This is a genomic window from Chitinimonas violaceus (assembly GCF_052601015.1).
This window is the reverse complement of record NZ_JBQXDJ010000006.1, coordinates 64,524-86,863: the sequence shown is the minus strand read 5'-3', so window position 1 is coordinate 86,863 and position 22,340 is coordinate 64,524. Positions and strand designations below refer to the sequence as shown.

The following is a 22,340-nucleotide window of genomic DNA, read 5'->3' as shown; positions in this document are numbered from 1 at the left end:
CATCATTTGAACGGCATTTCGAACCGAAGAGAAGACATGCTGACGGGATTTTTCAATATAAGAATCATGTGCTTAATAATGTTCTCTTTTTCAACATATACAAATAGAAATACTTATCTTCCGTGTTTATATATCGCAAAAATCTTCATTTACATTGCACTAATCAACCATAAAAAATAAGAAATATGGTTTAAAAAAATATCAAATAATTTTTTATTAAATAAAAATAAAAAATAAAAACATTTGGCTTTATAAGCCAGAGAATTTTGCTATTTCACTTCTACAACTGCTTGATTCTCATTGATTCGTCATTTCTCAGGGTCATCAGACTGGCCTGTCAAGAAACACCCATTCTGTTTCATTTAAGCAACTCATTCACCGCAAACCCGCTCTAGCACTTGCTTTTGCGATGTACCATTATTGCAACTACAGGGGTTTTGCATGAACAGCCAGAAAGAACTTGTCAAGCAACGTCTAGAAGAAAAGCTAGAGCGGGAGTGCGGGGCGGTGATGATGAATGCACTGCGCGACCCCGCCGTCATCGAGATCATGCTCAACCCCGATGGCAGACTTTGGGTGGACGTTGCTGGTAAGGGTATGGAATGCACTGGGCATAGCATGTCTCCCGGTGCTGCGGAAAGCGTACTGACCACCTGTGCCAGTATGTTGAATACGGTAGTCACACGTGACAACCCGATTCTGGAAGGTGAATTCCCGCTTGATGGTTCACGCCTTGAAGGCATCATCCCCCCCATTGTCCGCGCGCCGACCTTCACCATCCGGAAAAAGGCGTTGAAAGTATTCACGCTGGATGACTATCGCACCAAAGGCATCATCGGCACATCCCTCCTCGGCAGCCAGGCTGCATCAGCCAAACCCGATGCCCAGCCGGTTCATACCCACCCTATTGAAGCCATACGCCATGCGGTGCGCCAACGCCACAACATCCTGATCGTAGGCGGAACCGGCAGCGGTAAGACCACGCTCGCCAACGCCATCCTGGCGGAAATCGCAATGCAATGTGGGGAAGACCGGTTAGTCGCCATCGAAGACACGATGGAACTTCAGATCGCCATGCCCAATAGCGTGCTGCTGCGTACCAGCGAGCAAGCCTCGATGCAGCGCCTGTTACGCGCCACGATGCGCTTACGGCCTGATCGCATCGTGGTGGGGGAAGTACGTGGCGGTGAGGCGCTTACGCTGCTGAAGAGTTGGAACACCGGCCACCCCGGTGGCATCGCCACCATCCACGCCAATTCAGCCGAAGGCGGGCTGATTCGCCTGTCGCAGTTGATCTACGAAGCCCCGGAAGCCCGCAATCTGTCGGAAACCTCTATCGCCACCATGATCAAGGAAGCCGTGAACCTGGTGGTATTCATTGAACGTTCGGCCACGCCAGCCGGGCGTTCAGTCAGCGAGCTGATGCAAATCAGCGATTTCATTCAAGGCCGTTTTGTCATGCGGTCAGTCGACCTTCACTAATAACCACCAACCAAAGGAGCTCTACTCATGCAAATCCTGTCTTCAATCTGGCGTCGTCTTGTACTGATCCTGGCAACACTCTCCTGCGGTATTGCCCATGCAGCACTGCCATGGGAAGGCCCGCTGCAACAATTGCAAAGCTCATTGACCGGCCCTGTCGCCAAGTCCATCGGCGTCATCGCACTGGCTGCATCTGGCGGTATGTTGGCCTTTGGCGGCGAACTCAGTGATTTCACCAAGCGCATGATGATGGTGGTGTTGGCGTTGTCGGTAATGCTGCTGGCCAACAATTTCATGTCGATGTTCGGCTAAGCGGGTGGGCAGGCCATGGACGAACCACGCCGCATCACTATCCATCGTTCGCTGAATCGTGCGCACCTGTTGCTTGGTGCAGAGCGAAGCCTGGTCCTGATGGCCGGCTTGATCACGGCGCTATTGATCTTCTCCGGCAACATCTCCGTATGGTCGATCATGCTGGCGATTGTGTTCTGGAGCGGTTCGTTCTGGGCGTTGGTTCGCATGGCCAAAGCCGACCCGCAGATGAGCCTGGTCTATCAGCGCCACATCCGCTATCGCGCGTATTACAGCGCCCATAGCTGCATCGATGCCCCCTTGCCCGGCGGTGGTTCGCCAAAGGCCTGATCATGTTGAAACTGAAACAATTCCGCGACCGCACACAAGGCCTGCCGGACCTGCTGAATTTCGCACTGATGCCGGAGGATGGCATCCTGCAGAACAAGGATGGCAGCCTTACTGTCAGCTGGTATTTCCGCGGCGAGGACATGGACAGCGCCACCCATGCTGAACTGTCGGGCATTTCTGCCCGCCTGAATGGCATTCTGGTGGGACTGGGCAATGGGTGGATGTTGAACTGCGACGCCATTCGCCGGCCTGCTACCACCTACCCTGCGCATGGCCATTTTCCAGACCTCACCAGTTGGTTGATCGATGAAGAGCGCCGCCACCAGCATGAGCTGGAAGGCGCGCATTTCGAGACCACCTATGCGTTGTCGCTGACTTATCTCCCTCCTCTGCGTACCTCCAACAAGATCATCGAGATGATCTACGAGGACGAGGGCCGTGATGATTCGAAAGCAGGCTTCGCTGCGCGCATCCTCGACCAGTTCAAGCGCCAGATCGATGATTTCGAATCCGCATTGTCCGCCACCCTGCCACTACGCCGCATGCGTGGTGTTCCCCGTACCGACGCCTTTGGCCAGGAGTATGTCGAGGACGAGCTGCTGCAATATATGGACTTCTGCGTCAGCGGTGTGCTTCGGCATGTACGCTTGCCAAGCGTTCCGATGTATCTGGATGCGGTCATTGGCGGCCATGCGTTCTACGGTGGTATTTCACCGCGGGTTGGCGACTTTCATATCAAAGTCGTCGCCATCGATGGCTTCCCGCAGGAAAGCTATCCCGGCGTTTTACATGAGCTGGACGCGTTGGGCTACGAATACCGTTGGGCAACCCGCTTCATCTTCCTTGACCCGCAGCAGGCCCGTTCGGTAATGAACAGCATACGTCGGCGTTGGCAGCAGAAACAGCGCGGGCTTAAAGATCAGATGTTCAATACCAGCAGCGGTGCAATCGACCTGGACGCGCTGGAGATGGCTGAAGACGCACAGAGCGCCATCGGCGAAGCGGAAAGCAACGTGGTCCGGTTCGGTTACTACACCTCCTGCGTGGTCTTGATGCATGAAGATCGCGAACTGCTGCTGGAACAAGCGCGTGAAGTACGCAAAGCCCTGCTAAACCTTGGCTTTGGTGCCCGTATCGAGGACATCAACGCCGTCGAGGCTTATTTAGGCTCGATTCCTGGCCATGCCTACCCGAATGTGCGGCGGCCTATCCTGCATACCCTGAATCTGGCCGATCTGTTGCCAATCACCGCGGTATGGGCTGGTGAGGTGCACAACCCCAGCCCGTTCTACCCCGAGAACAGTCCACCGCTCACCTACGCCGCCACCACGGGCTCCACACCGTTCCGTATCAGCCTGCATGTCGGCGACGTCGGCCATACCTTGATGATCGGTAAAACCGGTGGCGGTAAGTCAACCGCCCTCAACTTCCTGCTGGCGCAGCATTTCCGTTATCCAAATGCGCAGGTGTTCATCTTCGACAAGGGCTATTCGTCCTATCTGCTGGTGAACGCTTGTGGCGGTACCTATTACGACATCGGCGGCGAGAACAGCGATCTGGCGTTTTGTCCGCTCAAGCATATCGACAACCCAGCCGACCAGGCATGGGCTGCCGAATGGATCGAGATCATGTTGACCCTACAGGGCGTCAACGTCACTCCCTCACTACGGCAAATGGTGTACCAAGCCATCATGCGGCTGACACGTTCGCCACGCCGCACCCTCACCGAATTCGTCGCCGAATTGCAGGACGACGAACTGCGCCAGGCGCTGTCGCATTACACGCTGGCTGGGCCAATGGGCTCGTTGTTGGATGCGGAAGAAGACAGTCTGGTGGAAGGGTCATTCCAGTCGTTCGAGATGGAACACCTGATGAATATGGGTGAAAAGAACGTGGTGCCTGTGTTGCTGTATCTGTTCCGGCAGGTGGAAAAGCGCATGGATGGCCGCCCCACGCTAGTGGCGCTGGACGAGTGCTGGTTGATGCTGGCCCACCCGCTATTTCGCGAGAAGGTACGCGAATGGCTGAAGACCTGGCGGAAGAAAAATGCGCTGGTGTTCCTGGCGACGCAGGAATTGGCGGACGTGATGAACAGCCCGATCCGCGATGTGATCCTGGCCAGCTGCCCCACCAAGATCCTGCTGCCCAACCCGGAAGCCAACGAAAACTCATCACGCCCGATGTACGAGCTGATCGGCCTGAATGACCGGGAAATACAGATACTCGCCAACGCCACCGTCAAGCGGCACTACTACTACAAGTCCCCACTTGGCCGACGCATTTTCTCGTTCGGCTTCGGGCCGGTAGCGCTGTCTTTTGTCGGTGCGAGCAGCCAGGACGACATTCGCGCCGCCAAACAGCTGATGGAAACCCATAGCGAGAACTGGCCAGCCTATTGGTTGCGGCAACGTGGCCTCAACGAGTGGGCGGATTTGTGGCAAGCCGAGGAATTACCCGCATGAACGCCCTCGCCCAAACCCTGTCGGTATTCGCACAATTGCAGGCAGACAGTGCTGCCGCGCCACCGAGCCGCCCCCTGGACCCAGAAATGGCGCGCCGCTTGCGCTGGTTCCTATGGGCATCATTCGCAGTGGTTGTGCTGTATGCCCTGTTCAGCAACACAGCCTGGGCAGCCATATCGCCCTCAGTGGGGGGCAAGACAGCCGAATTCGTTTTGTTCGACTCGCTGGAAGCTGACGCACACGCCAAGAGCACCACCTGGTTCGACACCATCCTGAAGTTGGTCCGCCCTACCTTCATACTGCTGGGCACAATCGAAATCTGCTGGGCTGCCGCCATTTGGGCATTCGAGAAGGACAACCTCAACAGCCTGGCCGTCGAGATCATCAAGAAGATCATGTTCATCGGCTTCTTCTATGCACTGCTGCAATATGCACCGGAATGGATTCCAACCATCACCGACACATTCCAGACAGTGGGCGAGCAGGCGGCCAAGAGCGGCCCAGTCAGCACCGATGGCATCATTGCATTGGGTATGGCGACCATCAAACTGATATGGTCCAAATCACCCACCAATATATTCACCATACTGGCCGGTCTGGGCAAGATCATCGTGGCCTGCTTTGTCACCATCGGCGTCGTGATCGCCTTTGTGGTGGTCGCCGCCCAATACCTTACGCTCAAGATCGAGTCCTACATCCTGTTCGCGGCCGGGGCGATTTTCCTGGGCTTGGGCAGTTCCAGCTGGACCAAGGACTACGTCTCCAAATACCTCAACTACGCCATCAACGTGGGTGTCCGCCTGCTGGTGCTGATTCTGATTCTGAGCCTGACGCTCAGCACCATCACCAAAAAGGGCGATGGCTTCGCTTTTGAATATGCCGAATTGTTCGAGCTGCTGGCGGTCGCGGTATTGCAAGCCATCCTCGGTATTCGGGCCCCGGAAATGGCTGGAGCCCTGCTGAATGGCGGTGCAGGCTTGTCAGCAGGCTCTGCCATGGGTGCCGGCACCACCTCGTTCAACACCATGAAGATGGCCACCAGCATGGCCTCGGGTGGTGCAGGAAAGCTCGCAGGTGCGTTGAAATCCGCAGCTGGCGCCGGGACATCTGCCGCGCAAGGGATGAGCAATATGGGCAAGGCCGTCAGCGCGGGCCGAGAATTAGCCAAGCAAGAAGGAAAAAGCGGAACTGCCGCCACGCTGAGTGGGCTGGGCAAAGCAGCAGGGCAAGCCGGACGGGATGGCGGACAGAAAATCGCAGACTCCGCCAAGGCACTACCCGGCAAATTGCTCGATGCCGTCAAAGGCAAGAGTGAACACGGGACCAACCCCGGCCTGCTCGACCGCACCAAACAAAACCTGCAAAGCCGTGTCGCCGAGGGCAATGCTGAGAAAGCTGCTGAAAAAGCTGACGGAGGCAGCTCAGCGTCATCAATGAGCAATACAACAGCACTATCCACCGCTACCGATAGCTCAAATCCGCACAGTGGTACCAGCAGTTCAAGCGCCAGTAGCGAACTTGGATTGCAGAACAGCGCTTCATCCTTGAGCACCTCGTCAAACGCTGCTGCCAGCGATTCGGGCAACACCGCCGCCCATACACCCAGCGCAACCAGTACAGGCAAGGTCGGCGGCAGCACACGTAGCAGTACCTCAACTGGCATCAAGGTACTTAATAACGGCACCACCACGACAAAAGGGGGCGCGCCAAACAAACCAACGGGGGGGACATCGGCTTTCAAGCCGGCAAGCACTGTCAGGCCATCGTTGAACAAAGCCACCACAACACGCCCGCAACCACCTAGGCCACCTAAGAACAGCTAGGACATGTCATCTTGAAACGCTTACTCAACCCACTATTTGCACTACTTGGCCGTACGGACGGCGGCTATTCGCTACCAGTGGAACCGAATAAAACCGCCAAAGCCCCACCCAGCATCGCAGCGCAAAACGAGCTGAATCCGTATGTCCAGGCCCGCCGTGAATGGAATGAGCGCTATGGCAACTACATCCAGCAGGCGCACCACTGGCGCACCATGGCCATCATCTCGGGTTTGGTGGCGCTGATCTCGGTGATCGGTATCGCGTATATCGGCGCACAGAACAAGATCGTGCCCTACGTGGTCCAGGTCGACAAACTCGGCCAGGCCACCGCAGTTGCCCGCGCAGATCAACCCACAACCGTCGACCCACGCGTCGTCAAGGCTTACCTGGCCCGCTTCGTTTCTGACTGGCGCACCGTCACGATCGATCGGCAAGCGCAGAAAGGTGCGATTGATCGCGTCTACGCCATGCTACCCAGCAGCTCGATAGCACTGAGCAAGCTGAACGATCACTTCAAGGCTCACAACCCATTCGCTGTTGCCGCCAACCAGACCGTCGCTGTAGCCGTCACCAATCTGCTGCCGATCTCAGACCAGACCTGGCAGGTGGAATGGCAGGAGGTCACCCGCGACTTGCGCGGTGAACTGCAACGCAATGTCCGGATGAAAGTTTCCATCATCGTCGGCATCACCCCACCGACCGACGAGCGCTTGATTCTGATCAACCCGCTTGGGGTTTACATCACAGACCTGAACTGGTCACAACAACTGTAGTTAGTACGTGCTTTCAAGGGATACATAGCAAAATGAGTTACAAGCATTTACCGCTGGCGCTTTGCCTTTTGGCCGCTGGCACCGCAACCGCCAATACCGACAGTAATAAACCGGCAGCCCCCTCAGCAGCCGAGATCAAAGTACCGAACATTCCACCAGAGCTGGCAATGCCGCCAGCCGTCGTACCGGTACTGGCCCCAGCACCAACCCCTGAACCCGCGGTGGAATTGATTCCACCCGCTGCACCACCGGCCAGCCAGCCGCTTCAAGTACCAGCCCTGACTGGTGACAGCTGCACTGCCACCGGGTGCCAGCCCTCATCTGGCAAGCCATCGGCCAAGGCCCGCAAGCGGAAATCCGAGCTGTCTCCCTTGGTCAGCATTGGTGAACCGGCGCAACGCGCCATCACCGAGTCGCACAACTGGGCGGAAAATCGTATGGCCATGCCGGTGCGCGATGCAGGCGGCCGGGTGATGTTTCCGTTCGGCGCTTCCGCCCCCACCATCGTCTGCGCACCGCTACGTGTCTGCGACATCGAACTGCAAGCTGGCGAAACAGTGCAAGGCGCACCGCATATTGGCGACGGGGTTCGCTGGAAGGTCGCGCCGGCTGTTTCCGGTAGCGACGATCAGAAGGTGACCCATCTGATCATCAAGCCCACCGAACCCGGGCTGGACACCAACCTGATCATTCCGACCGATCGCCGCACCTATCACATCCGCCTCGTTTCCAGCGCCGAACGCTATGTATCCCGTATCGCCTTCGAATACCCGGACGAAGATCAACCGCAAGCATGGGAAGCCCTGGCAAAGAGCAACGGTAACGGTACCGCCAGTAAGAACAGCAAGGGCGATATGCCCGCCGTCGCCGTCAACCGCCTCAACTTCAACTACAAGATCAAGGTGGTCAAAGGCCACCCTTACTTCAAGCCGTTACGCGCCATGGACGACGGTTACCACACCTATATCGCCATGAATGAAGAACTGCCACAGCAGCAAGCCCCAGCCCTGATCGGCATTTCGCCCAGTGGTGAAGAGCAGATGATCAACTACCGCCTCAAGGGGAATATGTATGTGGTTGACGGCACCATCTTCAAGCTGGCACTTATTTCAGGTGTAGGCAGCGATCAGCAGCGTATCGAAGTCGCCCGTGACGAATGCCAGAAGCGTGGTTGGTTGGGTATCTGCTGGGATGCAAAGGAGTAAGCCATGGCCGATAACACACCCAAATCGCCCGACAGCTTGGAAATACGCGGTACCCCCTTGGCCAGCGCCCGCCTGAACAAGAAAGCCGCCATTGCCGCCACTGCGGTGGTGGCCGCCATCCTGGGCGTGATCGTCACCAATGTTTCCAGCGAAAAACCCAAGAAAACCGCCGAGGAAAATGCGCCGACCAAGAACCTGGAGCCGGCGCTGAACGCAGCCAAGACCCTGACCAAGGATATCCCGGACATCGTCGCCGAGCCCAAGCAAAGCGAACCACCGGTACTGGCAGCCCCCCCCCCTCCTACCCTGCCCGGCCCCACCAACGCCAGTACCAGCGCACCGGCGGCACCCGTCAAAACGAGTGAAGACGATGCGCGAATGGCAGACACAGCATTGACTCGGTTCTCGGCCGGTGAAACGGCAAGCCTGCGTGCAACCGGTGGCATACCCGGTGTCGACCAAGGCAGCAGCTTGGCACGCGCAGCCAGCAACTTGGCCGGCGCGGCAAGTGGCGAACCTGCCGACGAGCCGGACCTGAACCGGCAGGCGCAAAAGCTGGCTTTCCAACAGAAAACCCATAAAACCGGCTATCTGAACAGCCAGCTTACGCCACCGGTCAGCCCGTTTGATTTGAAAGCGGGCACGGTGATTCCGTCCATTCTGGTCAGCGAACTGAATTCCGATCTGCCCGGCGAAATCATTGCCCAGGTCTCGCAAAACGTCTACGACACCGCCAGCGGCAACCATTTGCTGATTCCACAGGGCACCAAGCTGTTCGGCCGGTACGATTCGCAGGTTTCATTTGGCCAGGAACGGTTGCTGATCAATTGGCAACGGCTGATCTACCCCAATGCCTACACGTTGGAGCTGGGCGGCATGTCCGGCCACGACCAGGAAGGGAAAGCCGGCCTCGCCGACCGGGTGAACAACCACTATGGCCGCATTTTCGGCTGGGGCCTGCTCACCTCCTTGCTATCCGCCAGCTACCAACTGTCCCAACCGGAACAAGACCGCCGTGACGACCGTGCATTGACCAACAGACAGGTGGTCGGTGCAGCAGTCGGGCAGCAGATGGCGCAACTGGGCGTGGAAATGGCCAAGCGCAATATGCGGGTGCAGCCCACCATCGAAATCCGTAAGGGCTATCAGATGAATGTCATGGTGAACAAGGACATTACATTCCCCGGGGCTTACGACTTTTAAGAACCTATCTAAAGTCTGCTGTGCGTCAGCAATACGGCGTTGAAAACACCCTCGGAATGCTCATTTACCAATCGTAAACTCCGCTTCCTCGGCTGTTTTCGCCTTGTCTTGCCCTAGCTCGCGAGACTTTAGACAGGTTCTAAGGTCAATTTTTTGGGTCTCGCTTTCAAGCATAGATAGAAGCGAGACCCGAAAAAGAATTGGCCTCAGTACAACGCAAGATAAATACCCCCTTCAGCACTTTGAGTACTCAGGCTTTCTGGATAGGAACAAAACATGGCTTACAAATTTGAGCATGAAGTAGTACGTGAGATTCTTAAAGCAACGATTGCAGACCAGAATCCCCGCAATACCGACACCAGAAGCCCATGGTACAGCTTGAGTGATGAAGCACTGAATGAATACACCAAAAAGGTCATTACACATTTAGAGAGAGTGCAGGATTCATCACTCACCATTGCGCATGCAATCGCACTGGAATCCAAGGAAACGGAAGACCTAAGCATTGAAGCCAGACAAGGGATTCTTCATCACCTTATCGACAAACAAAACCAATCTTTAGCGAATACCCTACCTAGTGACCCAGCCTATACCGCAAAAGAAAAGCGGCTGGCTGATCTTCAAGATGAATTGCAGAAGCTGGATACCGTTAAGGAAGGCTTTGAACTCTCCAACAACCATGCCGAAGCCGAAGCGAAAGCGAAGGCCAGAGCCCCTCAGGAACTGACGCTACCTAATCACAGATTCCATGACATTGGAACCGATCAAAATCCTGATCGGGTACGTGTCTATATGGCCGTCTACGCCCCATATATACCTGGTAGCCAATTTAAAGATTTGATACTTGATGACAAAGGCCAGCTTGACGCCAAGTCGAATCAACTGTGGATAGGTGCTGGCACACCCTACAAGGCATTGGGATGGCTACAGAAATATCAGCTGGACAATAACAAGGACACCCTGGACAGGAAGAATAAGAATGCAAATGGCTCAGAAGAGTTTCTACCCGGTCAACCCATGATACGGTCGGTAGAAGTCAACCGGGCATTCTTCGATAGGCACCTACCAGAGGCAACACCAGAAGGCGGTGTGCGATACAACACCGTTGAGGGCATCAACGAACCAAGACTGGCGTATGTCGACGTAAAGAGCTTCAACCAGCTTGGGCTTGATACAACCACACAAGACATAAGTGGTAATACCCAACAGAGCGCACTGATGCGATCGTTTCTGGAAAATGCTCACCCGAAAACGCTCGAAACCATTTCATTCAGACATAACCTTCGCTCCAGACCCGAGGGAATCGACGGAAAACGGGTCGATGTCCAAAACTTTATGAAGGACCTTGGCATTTCCGTTGGTGGCGAAGGGCCTTCCGTTTATTTGTTTGATCGTAACAATACGATGTTCCACACGTATAACGACGACAAAGAGACTTGGCAATTCAGCACCACAGAAGACCAGATAAAAAAAGTTAAATCTCTACAGGGCATGCTGACTCAATTAGAGCAGATGCATAGCAAAACATCCTCGCTCTCGCTTGCTTCCGATGGGTTTGAAACCCCAGCACCTGAGCACCGTCAAGCTCCTACCGTTGCGCCAATAAGCCCAACATCATCGCGTATGTCAGACGATATCGACAGCGGCTATCTTGCTGATACAGGCAGCCTCAGCGGTAGTGATCGGCGCAGCCTTTCATCGAGCCAATCCGACTCTCAAAGCGATCGTGGTACCGGAAGCGACATCTCCGCTCAAGACTTGGAGAGTCGCGCCAGCGAGGAACGGAATTTCAGTACCAACGAGTCGGAAGATCATACCGTCGCCGCAAGCCCTGACTATGAAGATGATCGCCATCCCGATGCACTCGATCTTTTTTACAGCAGCGATGCGGACATTGAAGACCATGGGCCAACACTTCCTTTAAAAGTGGACCTAGGTTCAGATGAAAACCAGGCAACAATAAAAAGCTTCGGGGAATTCCTGGCAATCAATCATCTGACGCCAGGTGCACTCGTCTTGCCAGCAAAAGATATCTCTCAAAATCAACGTGATACACGTGGCGATAACCTTATAAAAGTAATCATTGAAGATGAAATCGCCACACAGTTACTCAAGGACAGATCAAGAAAACTTAACAATACCGTTAATGGCTTGATCGATTATCTGGAGAAAGGTCGAACCGAAAGTATTGCCAATCTTGATAAAAACATCGCAAGTACGGGTGAGCAATTAAGTAGGCAAATCAACTCTAAAAGCTCAGATAATGAATATTTAAGCAACCAAATAGACAAAAACAAGGCGACACTCAACCAAGCAGAGAGTGAGCGGGATCGCCTATTTCAAACTTCACCACTGATTCAAAAGGTTTTGAAGAACCAGCTGGTACAGAATGACTTGATGGCGATAAGCCGAAATACAGGCGAAAAACCGTCAGCAGAACTATTCATTAACGAACTTCGAAAGTTTGCAAGAGGTGAAGATCTTAAAACCACCCATCTTGGTGCTAATCTCTTCTTCCACAGCTTGCGTATTGTCGCTCAAGAAATTAATCAGACACCTGGCGCTATACGTCCCGATCCAATACCGCACAAAACGATCGCCGGTACAGACGGCAATGAACTCGACGTACCCGTCAATAATCGATTACAAAAAATCGATTACTCCGCTTTGTTAAATCAAACACCACAAGCATCTGGCTTACCATTTGATATACATCGTAGTACAGCCACCTATGTGCCTAATCCCAAAAAAGATGCAACGGTCTACATGAATAAACTCGATACGCCATTTAAAGGTGGTATCTCTGGGACAACACGGGATATCTGCAAAGCATTGCCGACCATTGCTCCCGATTTGCCATCTAAAGAAAAAAACGATTTGTTCTTGTTAAATGCCGCATTCATGGTGAAAAACCAGTATCACTCTATGTTTGAGGCACTTTACCCAGTAGCCCGTTACGACACTGGGAATATGGGGAAGGAGCTCCTGAAAACATTCGATGAATGCCGCGATAATAATGTCGGCCTTGAAAAGAAAAGCAATACTGAGCTTTATCAGCGCACGTTATCTCAAATGACGGGGAGTACTGAACTTTGGAATACTACCGTCAAAGAAATTGATACTAAACTTCAATTGAATAGAAATTTGATTGAACCTCCCACACCAAATATAGATGGCGTAGCATTAAACAAATTCAAGCGTGAAGATGATGCAAGCCGATTCAAAGTGAGTGATATTCAGTACGATAAGCAGTTTGCTATTTTGAGTCTCAATGCACAACAACGAGACCCTAATAAATCGAGGTGCTATGTCCCACTGTCTGATCTGAGCAAGTTGCCATCAGTTGGCAATCAAATAACCATGTTAAGTAAGCAAGAGATGGCAGAGCAGAAAAAGTCTGTCAAGAGATGAAGACTACATTTCTGAATAAGCATTAAACACAGAAAATGGCGCTAAAGCTCAATCAACATTGCTTGCGCAGAAAAATAAATAGTTTGCTCAAAGGAGATTTAGATGAGCTTCGAAATCCCAACCGCACTTCCATCTGCTGATCAGTGGCGGGAACAGACGAGTCAATTCTTCAAACCCCGCAGTAGCGAACTTAAGCAACTTGATATCGCATTAGCCAACTTCGAGAGCAATAAATCCAACGACACATTTGATGAAGTCGAAAAGTCCCTGCATGCCTGGCTTCAAACCAAGCCGCTGCACAACAGCAGTCGCGATACACCACCCATTTTTCCAGTAACCAATCTTGTTACGGCGGTTCAAGATGCACGTGCATTTCTGAATCAGAAAGATGCCATTCAAACCGAAGTTGAGATCCCAAAAACGATTCATCTTGCCTGGGTCGGCAGTGTGCCACCCGATGATGTATTAAAAAGTGCAAAAATATGGGCCAACAGCCAACCTGATTGCCAAGTTAATATCTGGACCGATAAAAACAATCTGTTGGCCAATGATTTTAGAAAGAGTACTGCTGCAATGCGGGAAGAGGTAGACCTTTCTACCGCTCCCGATCCAGCAATAGCAACACGTATCCGTACCTGGAAAGACAATGCAGACTACGCCACGGGATTAGATGCACTGTTGACTGCGCAGCATTCGTCGCTTACCAGTAAGCTGACTACGTACCAGCAAGATCTGGACTCCCTTGCCACAAGGCTCTCCGAAGCCAATAGCCAAATCGCCATCAGGGATGTAAGCGAATTATTGGTCAATCATCGCCAGGGAAGCCTTTCCGGCACACCGGGCTCGCTATCGGCTGCAGACCGGAATACGCTACGCAAAGCATACCAACGTGAATTGGGCGAGCGCTGCAATCCAGCTGCGGCATCCGACATCGTCAGGCTGGTAGCTGTCCACGATGAACCTGGGCTATATGTCGATACCGATATAACACCGCCAATTGCTGAATTTCCCAAATTGGCAGACAGCTTGAAAGCAGCGGGCATCGACATGCCTGTGAATAGCTCGAACGACCTGCTGAATAACCAAACCTATCTACATGTAATCGCCGCAGTCGAGGAACGTATCGATCAACTCAGCCTCGGCCCAGACAGCAAGATCTCGCCACAAGGCCCTGAATACGACAAGTTGATAGCATTCGCCGAGAGCATAGGTAAGGCCGGTGAAGTCAGAAGTGCATTCGATGCGTGGTCTGATGACATAAAGCACCGCATTGCCAACCCGGCAATTGGCACGGCATTCGAAAAACTCGACAGCATCAACGTTGCGCCCGTTCTTTTCAAGGTCCGGCAACTGAGCACAATAGGCGGTGCTTCCAGCAACAGCGCAATAGCGACCTCACGAGCCGATGCGCCTGCCTTGGCCAAGTGGGCAAAGAAAATTGGTGAACTGACTGAAGCTGCGGTGGCTACGCCAGAAAAGAAGCACCGATATTACAACGATCTGGATGGTGACTATAAGGACCGAACACTGAACACCACAGGTCCTGCATCGTTGAATATGAACTTGCTGCTCACCAATGAATTAAAAGAATTTGGCATATTAAAAGAACACAGCTCGATCATTATCCCCTTTCGCAATTTCCCCAATCCGGGTCGTGCGGAGATGGACCACAGCTGGTTGCAGAAACCAGATGCGCATAGTCATACAGCACCATCGACAACACCTCCTGGTTCGTCCTCTTCGTCCGTACAGCCACAGCGCCGTGCCAGCAGCGAGCGAACCGATGTGATCTCGCCTCAACTACCCCCGCAACGTCGGCCGGACTCCCCCCGCCAAACCCAACCTTCATCCACTGAAGGACCAGTAAAAAACAAGAGTTTGGGATTTTCTAAGCGGTAAGCCCTTGTTGCTATACGAATCGAACGTCCAGCTGCCGCCTCGTATTGAGCTTCCGCGATACACCCGCCGTCATCCTTTGAAAATAAATCATGTCTGATCGAGACTCGCTCGCAACCCCGCTGTATACCGTACCCAACAAGCGCAGCAACCCTGGCACCCTGCTGATGCGCAATATCGGCGCCGGTGTCTTCCTGACGCTGATTCTGTGCTGGCTGTGTACCCAATACGTCGGCCATCAGCTGGCGTACCAGACCGCCCTGGGCGAACCGATGCTGTCTATTGGCGGCTGGAAGTTGTACACACCGGTGGATTGGTGGGGTTGGTACAGCCGTTGGCACGCGGTAGCTAACCCGGTAGTTCAGAGTGCATTTCGGGTTGCATTGTGGCTAACGCTGTTTGGTGCAATTGCCATCGCTGTCTTCATCGCCTACCGGGCAAAGCGGGATAAAGCCCAAATGGATAGTGAGTCAGAGCATCTACACGGGTCTGCCCACTGGGCATCCGCCAAGGAAGTCGCGCAGACCGGCTTGCTGGGTAATGGCAATGGGGTGTATGTAGGCGCCTGGAAAGACACCAGTACCCATCAGATTCGCTATCTACGCCACGATGGACCGGAACACATCATGGCCTTTGCGCCGACCCGGTCCGGCAAAGGGGTGGGGCTGGTACTGCCGACCCTGCTGTCGTGGCCGCATAGCGCGCTGATCTATGACATCAAGGGTGAAAACTGGGCGCTGACTGCGGGCTGGCGTAAACAAGAAGCCGGTAACCGCGTCATCAAGTTCGAACCCTCGGCCTTGGATGGCTCCAGTGCACGCTACAACCCCTTGGCGGAAGTACGGGTCGGCACCGACCGGGAAGTGGCCGATGTACAAAACATCATGACCATGATTGTCGACCCGGATGGCAAAGGGTTGGCAGACCACTGGCAGAAGTCCAGCCAAGCCTTGTTGGTAGGGGTCGCGTTGCATGTATTGTATGCCGAAAAGAACAAGACACTGAATGGGGTGATTGCCTTTCTGAGCGACCCAACACGCACCGTGGCCCAGTCTATGCAATTCATGCTGGATACCGATCATGACCTCGTAGGCAATGGTTGGCCACTTCCCAATGGCACCCCCAGTTACTGCCACCCGGTGGTAGCCGCTGCCGCCCGAGACATGCTGAACAAGGCGGACGAAGAACAATCCGGTGTCATCTCTACCGCTATTTCCTTCCTGACGCTGTACCGTGACCCTATCGTGGCGCGCAACACCGCCGCCAGTGATTTCCGGGTCAGCGACTTGATGAACGACGAAAAACCGGTATCGCTGTACCTGGTGGTACCGCCATCAGACAAGGACCGCCTGCGGCCCTTGATCCGCTTGATCATCACTCAGATCGTCCGTGGTCTCACCGAGAAGATGGAATTCAAGGACGGCCGCAGCATTGCTGGCTACAAGCACAGGCTGCTGCTATTGCTGGACGAATTTCCCAGCCTGGGCAAGCTGGATGTGTTTGAAGAGTCGATGGCGTTTATCGCAGGCTATGGCATGAAGGCTTACCTGATCATCCAGGATATCTCGCAGCTTTGGACAGCCTATGGCAAGGATGAAAGCATCTTCTCCAATTGCCATGTACGGGTAGCCTATGCCCCCAACAAAATCGAGACGGCTGAACTGCTGTCGAAGATGAGCGGCACCGCCACCATTGTCAAACAATCGCATTCGTATTCCGGCAGCCTTTATGGTTCGCAATCCAGCCTCTCTACGTCTACCCAGGAAACGCAACGGCCGCTGCTGACCGCGGATGAGGTAATGCGCTTGCCCGCCGCGAAAAAAGACGCCAAGGGCAATGTCAGCGAACCTGGCGACATGTTGATCTTCATGGCTGGGCAGACACCCATTTACGGCAAGCAGATTCTGTACTTTCTTGACCCCACCTTTTCAGCACGCGCTAAAGTGGCTGCACCAGAAAAAAGCGATGTCATCGACCAGCAGAAATGATGCTGCCAAAACCGCCTTGCCAATACGCCACAGCACAAGTTTTATATGATCGACCTCCCTATCCTTTTGCAGCAATGCGCCCCGAACGTAGCCGCGAGTACGATGCATGCCATCATCCGTACAGAAAGTGGGTTCAATCCGCTGGCTCTGCACATAAACGGCAATGCTCGCCTACAGCGTGCACCCAAAACGGCATCAGAGGCCGCGGCTTGGGCCAGTTGGTTGATCAAGCAAGGTTACTCGGTGGATATGGGGCTGATGCAAATCAACTCCCGCAATCTGCCCCGGCTGAAGCTGACAACGGCTGGTGCATTCGATGCCTGCCAGAACCTGCGTGCCGGGGCTGCCATTCTGACAGCGCAATACGGCCGGGCCGCCCAAACCCATGGCACCGGAACCAAGGCGCTGCTGCAGGCCATTTCCGCGTACAACACCGGTAATTTCCAGGGTGGTTTTCGTAACGGTTACGTCACTAAAGTCGTGCAGGCATCCACTGCCCGTTCTACCCCAACACTGGATTTGGCTCGGTTGCTGACTACACCGTCACCACGCCCGGCCAAGGGTGCTCCAGCCGTCCAACCCCATACCGCCGACAGCGCCATCGAGGGCTTTGGCATGACACAGAACACCTCCACCCTGCGTGCAGGGTAGCCAACATCTATAGAAAGCGTTGCCTCATGAAAGTGGTTGTCCGATTGCTTGTAGCCCTGCTCACCCTTCCTTTGCTCACCGCCTGCCCAGGCATGAGTACTGCTGACAAGTCAGAGTTCGAGAATTTGCAGGCACAGATACCCGAATTGCGCCCTTACACCGTCGACACCAAGTCGATGGCCGAGGTGTACAAGAAGATCAAAGACAAGGAAGAAGGCAAGATCAAACCCCGTTTAATCAGTACCGTGCTAACCGTGCTGCCGGCTAGTGAACCCGAGGCGGCAGCGCTGATCAAGGAAAATAACCTGCCCAATATACCGGGCAGCAGTGTGGCGATCGTCTACACCCCATACGGCTGGAGCGTGATGCTGGTGAAACCTGGGCTGGAAGTAAAAGAAAACCAAGTAGTGGAATTCACTTTGCCAGCTGCCGCGGACTTCGATGATCTGGATAACCAGGAAAAAATGAAAACCAAGCTTGCCGAATTGCAGCGCGATGGTTCAGTCGGCATTCAATCGGTTCGCAGCGACTGCACTGGCGATACCTCAGGCAACGGGCCGTTCAGCATGTCATGCAACGGTAGCCCTGCTAATTTTGTCACCAATGCCGACCAATTCTCCCAGACCACCTTAGACTGGCTCAATAACCCGAACAAGCCGGTCACCGCTTCAACGGACAACAACACAACAGGCTGATCATGAATATTGGGTAGCGAGGCGTACTGATACACCTCTCACCACATGGCGATCAGAAATGTCAGAATGTTTCCCGATGCCAAATAATAAAAAAAAGATGCGTTCCCGCATCTTGTTAAATTACCGCTTCTGTCTTGATTACATGAAAAGCCGCTGCACGTTATTAATATATGTGTGGAAGCCCTAGAACTTGTTCAAAAGTCTGTATTCAATAACAGGGCATAGAATGATACGTAACCGGGAAGTATCCCCAGTTACGTATCATTTAAAAGATAGCTTCTACTTAATTTAAATCGGGATCCACATTAGTTCTCACTGGATCGGGCTGGCCTTGAACTGGGCGCTCCCCCTGGCTGGGGCGGCTGTCTGCAAAGTCGATGTGTTCAACATCAATTTTGATCTTCTCACAACCTTTTTCGAAAGTAAGATATTCCCTGTCAACCTGGCCAGTGATTCTTACAGTGCGATTTGCATATCGACCCAGGTCAAAATAAGTATGCCGGTTATTGATTAATACACCGCCGTCATCATTATCTACTTCAACACAAATACTGGCGCCATCTTGACCGGTAAATTTATAGTGGTCGCCATAAATACGCCTTACAAACTTTCCCATCACGCTCACGATTTGATCATCATGTGCGCTTTGTTTCACCTTGCCAACGCTGAGATTACTAGGTTCTAGATCAAGATCATCTACTGCATATAAATTTGTACCTGCAATTGCCATTAAGAAAATAGCACTATGTTTGAAATTCAATTTCACAAAAACCTCCGTTGAAAAAGTAAAGTCTAAAACCCAGATGAAAACCGCACACAAAACTTATTACTTACCTTAATGAAGCTTATATATTGCGTAAATCTTTTATTCATTTCTAATGAATTATTGTTCATTAACAAAAGCGCTTGCGACGGCTAGCATAATTACTCAGCCTATTCTGCTGCTCTACGCACACTTCCACCAATTGACTTTTAAACTACTTATAAGAACCAATACACATTTGAGAATGATTTCTGGTTTTCACAACATATAAGAACACTCCCGTCAGTTGGCATAAATTCATTAGCCACACGGCAACACACCAGCATAGGTCATCTACCTTTTGTGCTCCGTCAAGCAGACATTCAGGCGGTAATTCTGTTCCCACCGCTGATCAGTGTCATCAGTTGCCAAAATAAAAACCGGTGGCAATTTAGCCACCGGCATCCCTCAAGTTTGGCAACGTGTATTTAGTCGACACGAGCCTTCAGGTTCACCCCCTGATAAGGGGTTTTGCCTTGCAGCAGGATGTGGTAATAACGATCCCCGCTTGGCAAATTGTTGATGACCAACGTACCAGCTTGGGATTTGAACAGATAGTCGCTCGGTGTAGGCCAGCCCACCGTCTTCACATACAGAGTTGCATCGCTGGCTTGCCCTCCCTCGGCACGTAAAGTGATACGTTTAGTGCCAGATGGGGCATATATCCAGTAATAAGCACTATTGCCCGAAAGCTTGGAACGCAGGCAACCATCTGCCAGACCCATTGCATCGGCCGGGCAATTGCTTTCACTGTATTCATCCTCACCGACCAGGTCAGCCATCAAACTCAAGCCTGAATAAGTTGGCTGTGGGTTAACCAATAGATGGTAGTACCCTACGGCTGGGGAATTGATCACGATGCTTTCGTCATTACCCGGCTGGGTAGATTTGACCAGATAGTTACTCTCACTAGGCCACCCTTTTTTACTGTCCTGAGCATACAGGTCGGCATTTCCGGTACCGCCATAGGTTTTGATGCTGAGCCGTCTGGTTCCTGGTGGCACATAGACGTAGTAATACGCCTTTGCCGGACCATTCACCATACGTGTACAACCATCACCCAATGCATCTGGATTAGCCGGGCAGCTCCCGGAGCCACCACCATCCCCCACTGTTACATTGAATGTGCCGCTGGTGGAGAGCTGGCCATCTGTTACAGTCAGCGTAATCTGTGCGGTCCCCTGCTTGCCGGCGCTTGGTGTAAGTCGCAGGGTACGTTGCCCGTCACTTCCCCCCAATACCAAACCTGATGTCGGAAATAGTGTGGGGTTGTTGGTACTGGCTGCCACGCGCAGCTGTGCAGCAGGGGTTTCTTTATCTGTAACGGTAAAGCCAACCGACGCGGACTGCCCCATGCCCATGCGGGTATCTGCCAAGCCAGTCAAGGCTGGCGGACTGTTGCTTGGCTTACCACCTGCAAAGTCACCGGACGAACTTACCAAATCCAGCCATTGAGTGAATTCTGCATCGTAACGGCTGCCTATACCATTCATATGGGTGGTGTAGCCGGCGTAGTCGCCAGTGCGGGTAAATGCCACCGCTCTTTCAACATCATCACGGTGACGTTCAAACATGAAGCGGACTGCCAGATAACCCCAGCGATAAGCACGATTGGTGTAGTCGCCCATCTCATAGGTATTACCAAGAATCGTGCTCAGCGTGTATGTCTTCTTACGCGCCTCCGTTATTGCTTCAGGGTAATCATTCTGGCGTGAGTAGTATTCAGCTACTCCCTCTACCCACCATACAGTCTTGGCGCTGATCGTCTTTGTAAAGTCGCCTTCCATGTCATAACGACCATCCTGGTAATGGATATATTCATGTTCCAGATTCCAGACTTGGAACTTCGGGCGGTTCCATGAAGCTTCATGCGCAATAAAACGCGCTTGATTGTTCGGGTCGGAAGGGTTTCCTTCCAAATACATCCCCCCATTATTTGTACTAATGCCGTAGAACAGGCCCGCATAGTTCGAATAGTTGCTGTAGTCGTCAAATACGACCACTTCCAGGGCAGTATTTTTATCATTGGGTACCGGCTTACTGGTTTGCGGGTTGCTGCTTCCCAACATACCGTAGTGGAACAGCTTTTCTTCAGCACCAATGATTGCGCATGACTGCTTGAACTGATCAATCGTCATGTCTTGCGCCAGCATCTTCAGCGATGGACTGCACTCATATCGATTCGGGAGTACCTTGGCTTTTAACGCTTCCTTGTAGTTACAGGTGCCGTAGTAATTACAGTTTGCGGAATCAAAAAAATCGATCATGCCCGCAGCAGTCACCCACAGCATAGCCCCGCGGCCAACCATCTCATTTTCCTGCAATACCATCCGCATCAAAGCCTGAGCTTCCGGCTTGCGTTCGGTGTATTTCATGAAGCGGCCGCCTTCGCGTACTGCATTCACCAGCACGAATTCGGATTCAGTCCCCCGAAGGTATAAGCGCTGACGATAGAAATTAGTGAGCGCCTCGACAATCTTGGGATCGTTACGAACAACCTCTACGAAGTCATCGTTCTGATGGCCACGGTAAAGTACAGTGAAGACATTGTTTACTGCGCTGCGCATCGACCATAGCTGGAAATAACTGTCGTCCGCCCGTTTGAGTAGATCGAGCACCACCGGCAAATACCGGGCGTTCTCAGCAGCACTATCGATGAGTGTGATTGCCTCGCTGAGCAAATCGCCATTCTCAGCAGTCACCTTACGAGTCGCAGGGTTTTCAAACAGCACATCCAAAGCACCACGAATGGCAGCTTTCAAAGTAGGGCCATACTCGCCGACATCATCACGCTGGTACCACTGGACGAAGTAACCCGCGCGCATAAAGGAAACCAGCTGCTGGATCTGGCCGCTATTGGTGCCATCGTAACTTTGTGCCTGCCTTTTGAGTTCGGCGGCAATATTCACCATCTGTGCTTCGCTGAACGCATCGCGGGCAATCTGGCCCGTCACCGAGAACAGCTGGTTGACACAGGACACCGATTGCGATCTGACAAGGCGGACCAAAACATCACCACGCGCCGCGGCAAAATCCTCCATACGGCAAGGCGTTTCATTCTTCAGCTGTTGCATCAGCCGCTTCCGCGCCAATTCCGGGTTTGCCACCTCTGCCGAAATTGGAGCAGGGATGGGTTTAGTCACCGTCCCTATTACTGAATGACGTTTTTCAGGGTGAATCTGACTCTGTACTGATGCACTAGGCGGAATGGCACCTTGCGCGCTACCAAAAGCCAGCGCGAGCGCTGAAACCAATAAGCCACGAGGGCTAAGACGATAGTTCATTTTTTATTTTTCCATAGTGAATA

15 protein-coding genes are annotated in these 22,340 nt (G+C 52.9%); 13 read left to right on the top strand and 2 right to left on the bottom strand.

The features are described 5' to 3' along the window. Positions 1–441: 441 nt before the first annotated feature. The 13 genes from trbB (at position 442) to ACUHMQ_RS03620 (ending at position 18,231) form a co-directional block, all read left to right on the top strand. Entirely contained in the window at positions 442–1,482 is a 1,041-nt protein-coding gene (gene trbB / locus ACUHMQ_RS03680) for a P-type conjugative transfer ATPase TrbB (protein ID WP_445294097.1), read from the top strand. A 27-nt stretch (positions 1,483–1,509) separates the two neighbouring features. Continuing rightward, positions 1,510–1,794, top strand: a complete 285-nt coding sequence (locus tag ACUHMQ_RS03675) for a TrbC/VirB2 family protein (RefSeq protein ID WP_445294096.1) — start codon at positions 1,510–1,512, stop codon at positions 1,792–1,794. 15 nt (positions 1,795–1,809) lie between these two features. After that, the gene (gene trbD, locus ACUHMQ_RS03670; RefSeq protein ID WP_445294095.1) at positions 1,810–2,124 is read left to right on the top strand and encodes a conjugal transfer protein TrbD; all 315 of its coding nucleotides are present in this window, start codon (positions 1,810–1,812) and stop codon (positions 2,122–2,124) included. Positions 2,125–2,126: 2 nt separating this feature from the next. Then, entirely contained in the window at positions 2,127–4,586 is a 2,460-nt protein-coding gene (locus tag ACUHMQ_RS03665; protein ID WP_445294094.1) for a VirB4 family type IV secretion/conjugal transfer ATPase, read from the top strand. Continuing rightward, the gene (trbL, locus tag ACUHMQ_RS03660; protein WP_445294093.1) at positions 4,583–6,409 is read left to right on the top strand and encodes a P-type conjugative transfer protein TrbL; all 1,827 of its coding nucleotides are present in this window, start codon (positions 4,583–4,585) and stop codon (positions 6,407–6,409) included. The genes ACUHMQ_RS03665 and trbL overlap by 4 nt, the downstream gene beginning before the upstream one ends. A gap of 11 nt (positions 6,410–6,420) precedes the next feature. Continuing rightward, on the top strand, positions 6,421–7,182 hold the full coding sequence (locus ACUHMQ_RS03655) for a VirB8/TrbF family protein (protein ID WP_445294092.1): 762 nt from the start codon (positions 6,421–6,423) through the stop codon (positions 7,180–7,182). A 32-nt stretch (positions 7,183–7,214) separates the two neighbouring features. Further along, positions 7,215–8,387 (top strand): P-type conjugative transfer protein TrbG, encoded by a 1,173-nt coding sequence (trbG, locus tag ACUHMQ_RS03650; protein ID WP_445294091.1) that lies wholly within the window; start codon positions 7,215–7,217, stop codon positions 8,385–8,387. Between the two features lie 3 nt (positions 8,388–8,390). Continuing rightward, a complete protein-coding gene (locus ACUHMQ_RS03645; protein WP_445294090.1) occupies positions 8,391–9,590 on the top strand; it encodes a TraB/TrbI/VirB10 family type IV secretion system protein in 1,200 nt (399 codons plus the stop codon). A gap of 276 nt (positions 9,591–9,866) precedes the next feature. Then, positions 9,867–13,001: a hypothetical protein gene (locus tag ACUHMQ_RS03640; RefSeq protein WP_445294089.1), complete on the top strand. Its 3,135-nt coding sequence runs from the start codon at positions 9,867–9,869 to the stop codon at positions 12,999–13,001. A gap of 102 nt (positions 13,002–13,103) precedes the next feature. After that, on the top strand, positions 13,104–14,900 hold the full coding sequence (locus ACUHMQ_RS03635) for a TcdA/TcdB catalytic glycosyltransferase domain-containing protein (protein ID WP_445294088.1): 1,797 nt from the start codon (positions 13,104–13,106) through the stop codon (positions 14,898–14,900). Positions 14,901–14,989: 89 nt separating this feature from the next. Continuing rightward, entirely contained in the window at positions 14,990–16,885 is a 1,896-nt protein-coding gene (locus ACUHMQ_RS03630) for a type IV secretory system conjugative DNA transfer family protein (protein ID WP_445294087.1), read from the top strand. A gap of 45 nt (positions 16,886–16,930) precedes the next feature. Further along, positions 16,931–17,536 (top strand): lytic transglycosylase domain-containing protein, encoded by a 606-nt coding sequence (locus ACUHMQ_RS03625; protein WP_445294086.1) that lies wholly within the window; start codon positions 16,931–16,933, stop codon positions 17,534–17,536. A gap of 26 nt (positions 17,537–17,562) precedes the next feature. Further along, positions 17,563–18,231, top strand: coding sequence for a hypothetical protein (locus ACUHMQ_RS03620; protein WP_445294085.1), 669 nt, complete (start codon positions 17,563–17,565; stop codon positions 18,229–18,231). A 283-nt stretch (positions 18,232–18,514) separates the two neighbouring features. Here ACUHMQ_RS03620 and ACUHMQ_RS03615 read toward each other — a convergent pair whose 3' ends face one another. Together ACUHMQ_RS03615 and ACUHMQ_RS03610 are read right to left on the bottom strand one after the other, a co-directional pair. Beyond that, a complete protein-coding gene (locus tag ACUHMQ_RS03615) occupies positions 18,515–18,997 on the bottom strand; it encodes a NirD/YgiW/YdeI family stress tolerance protein (RefSeq protein WP_445294084.1) in 483 nt (160 codons plus the stop codon). A 464-nt stretch (positions 18,998–19,461) separates the two neighbouring features. Beyond that, positions 19,462–22,317, bottom strand: a complete 2,856-nt coding sequence (locus ACUHMQ_RS03610; RefSeq protein WP_445294083.1) for a collagenase — start codon at positions 22,315–22,317, stop codon at positions 19,462–19,464. Positions 22,318–22,340 lie beyond the last annotated feature (23 nt).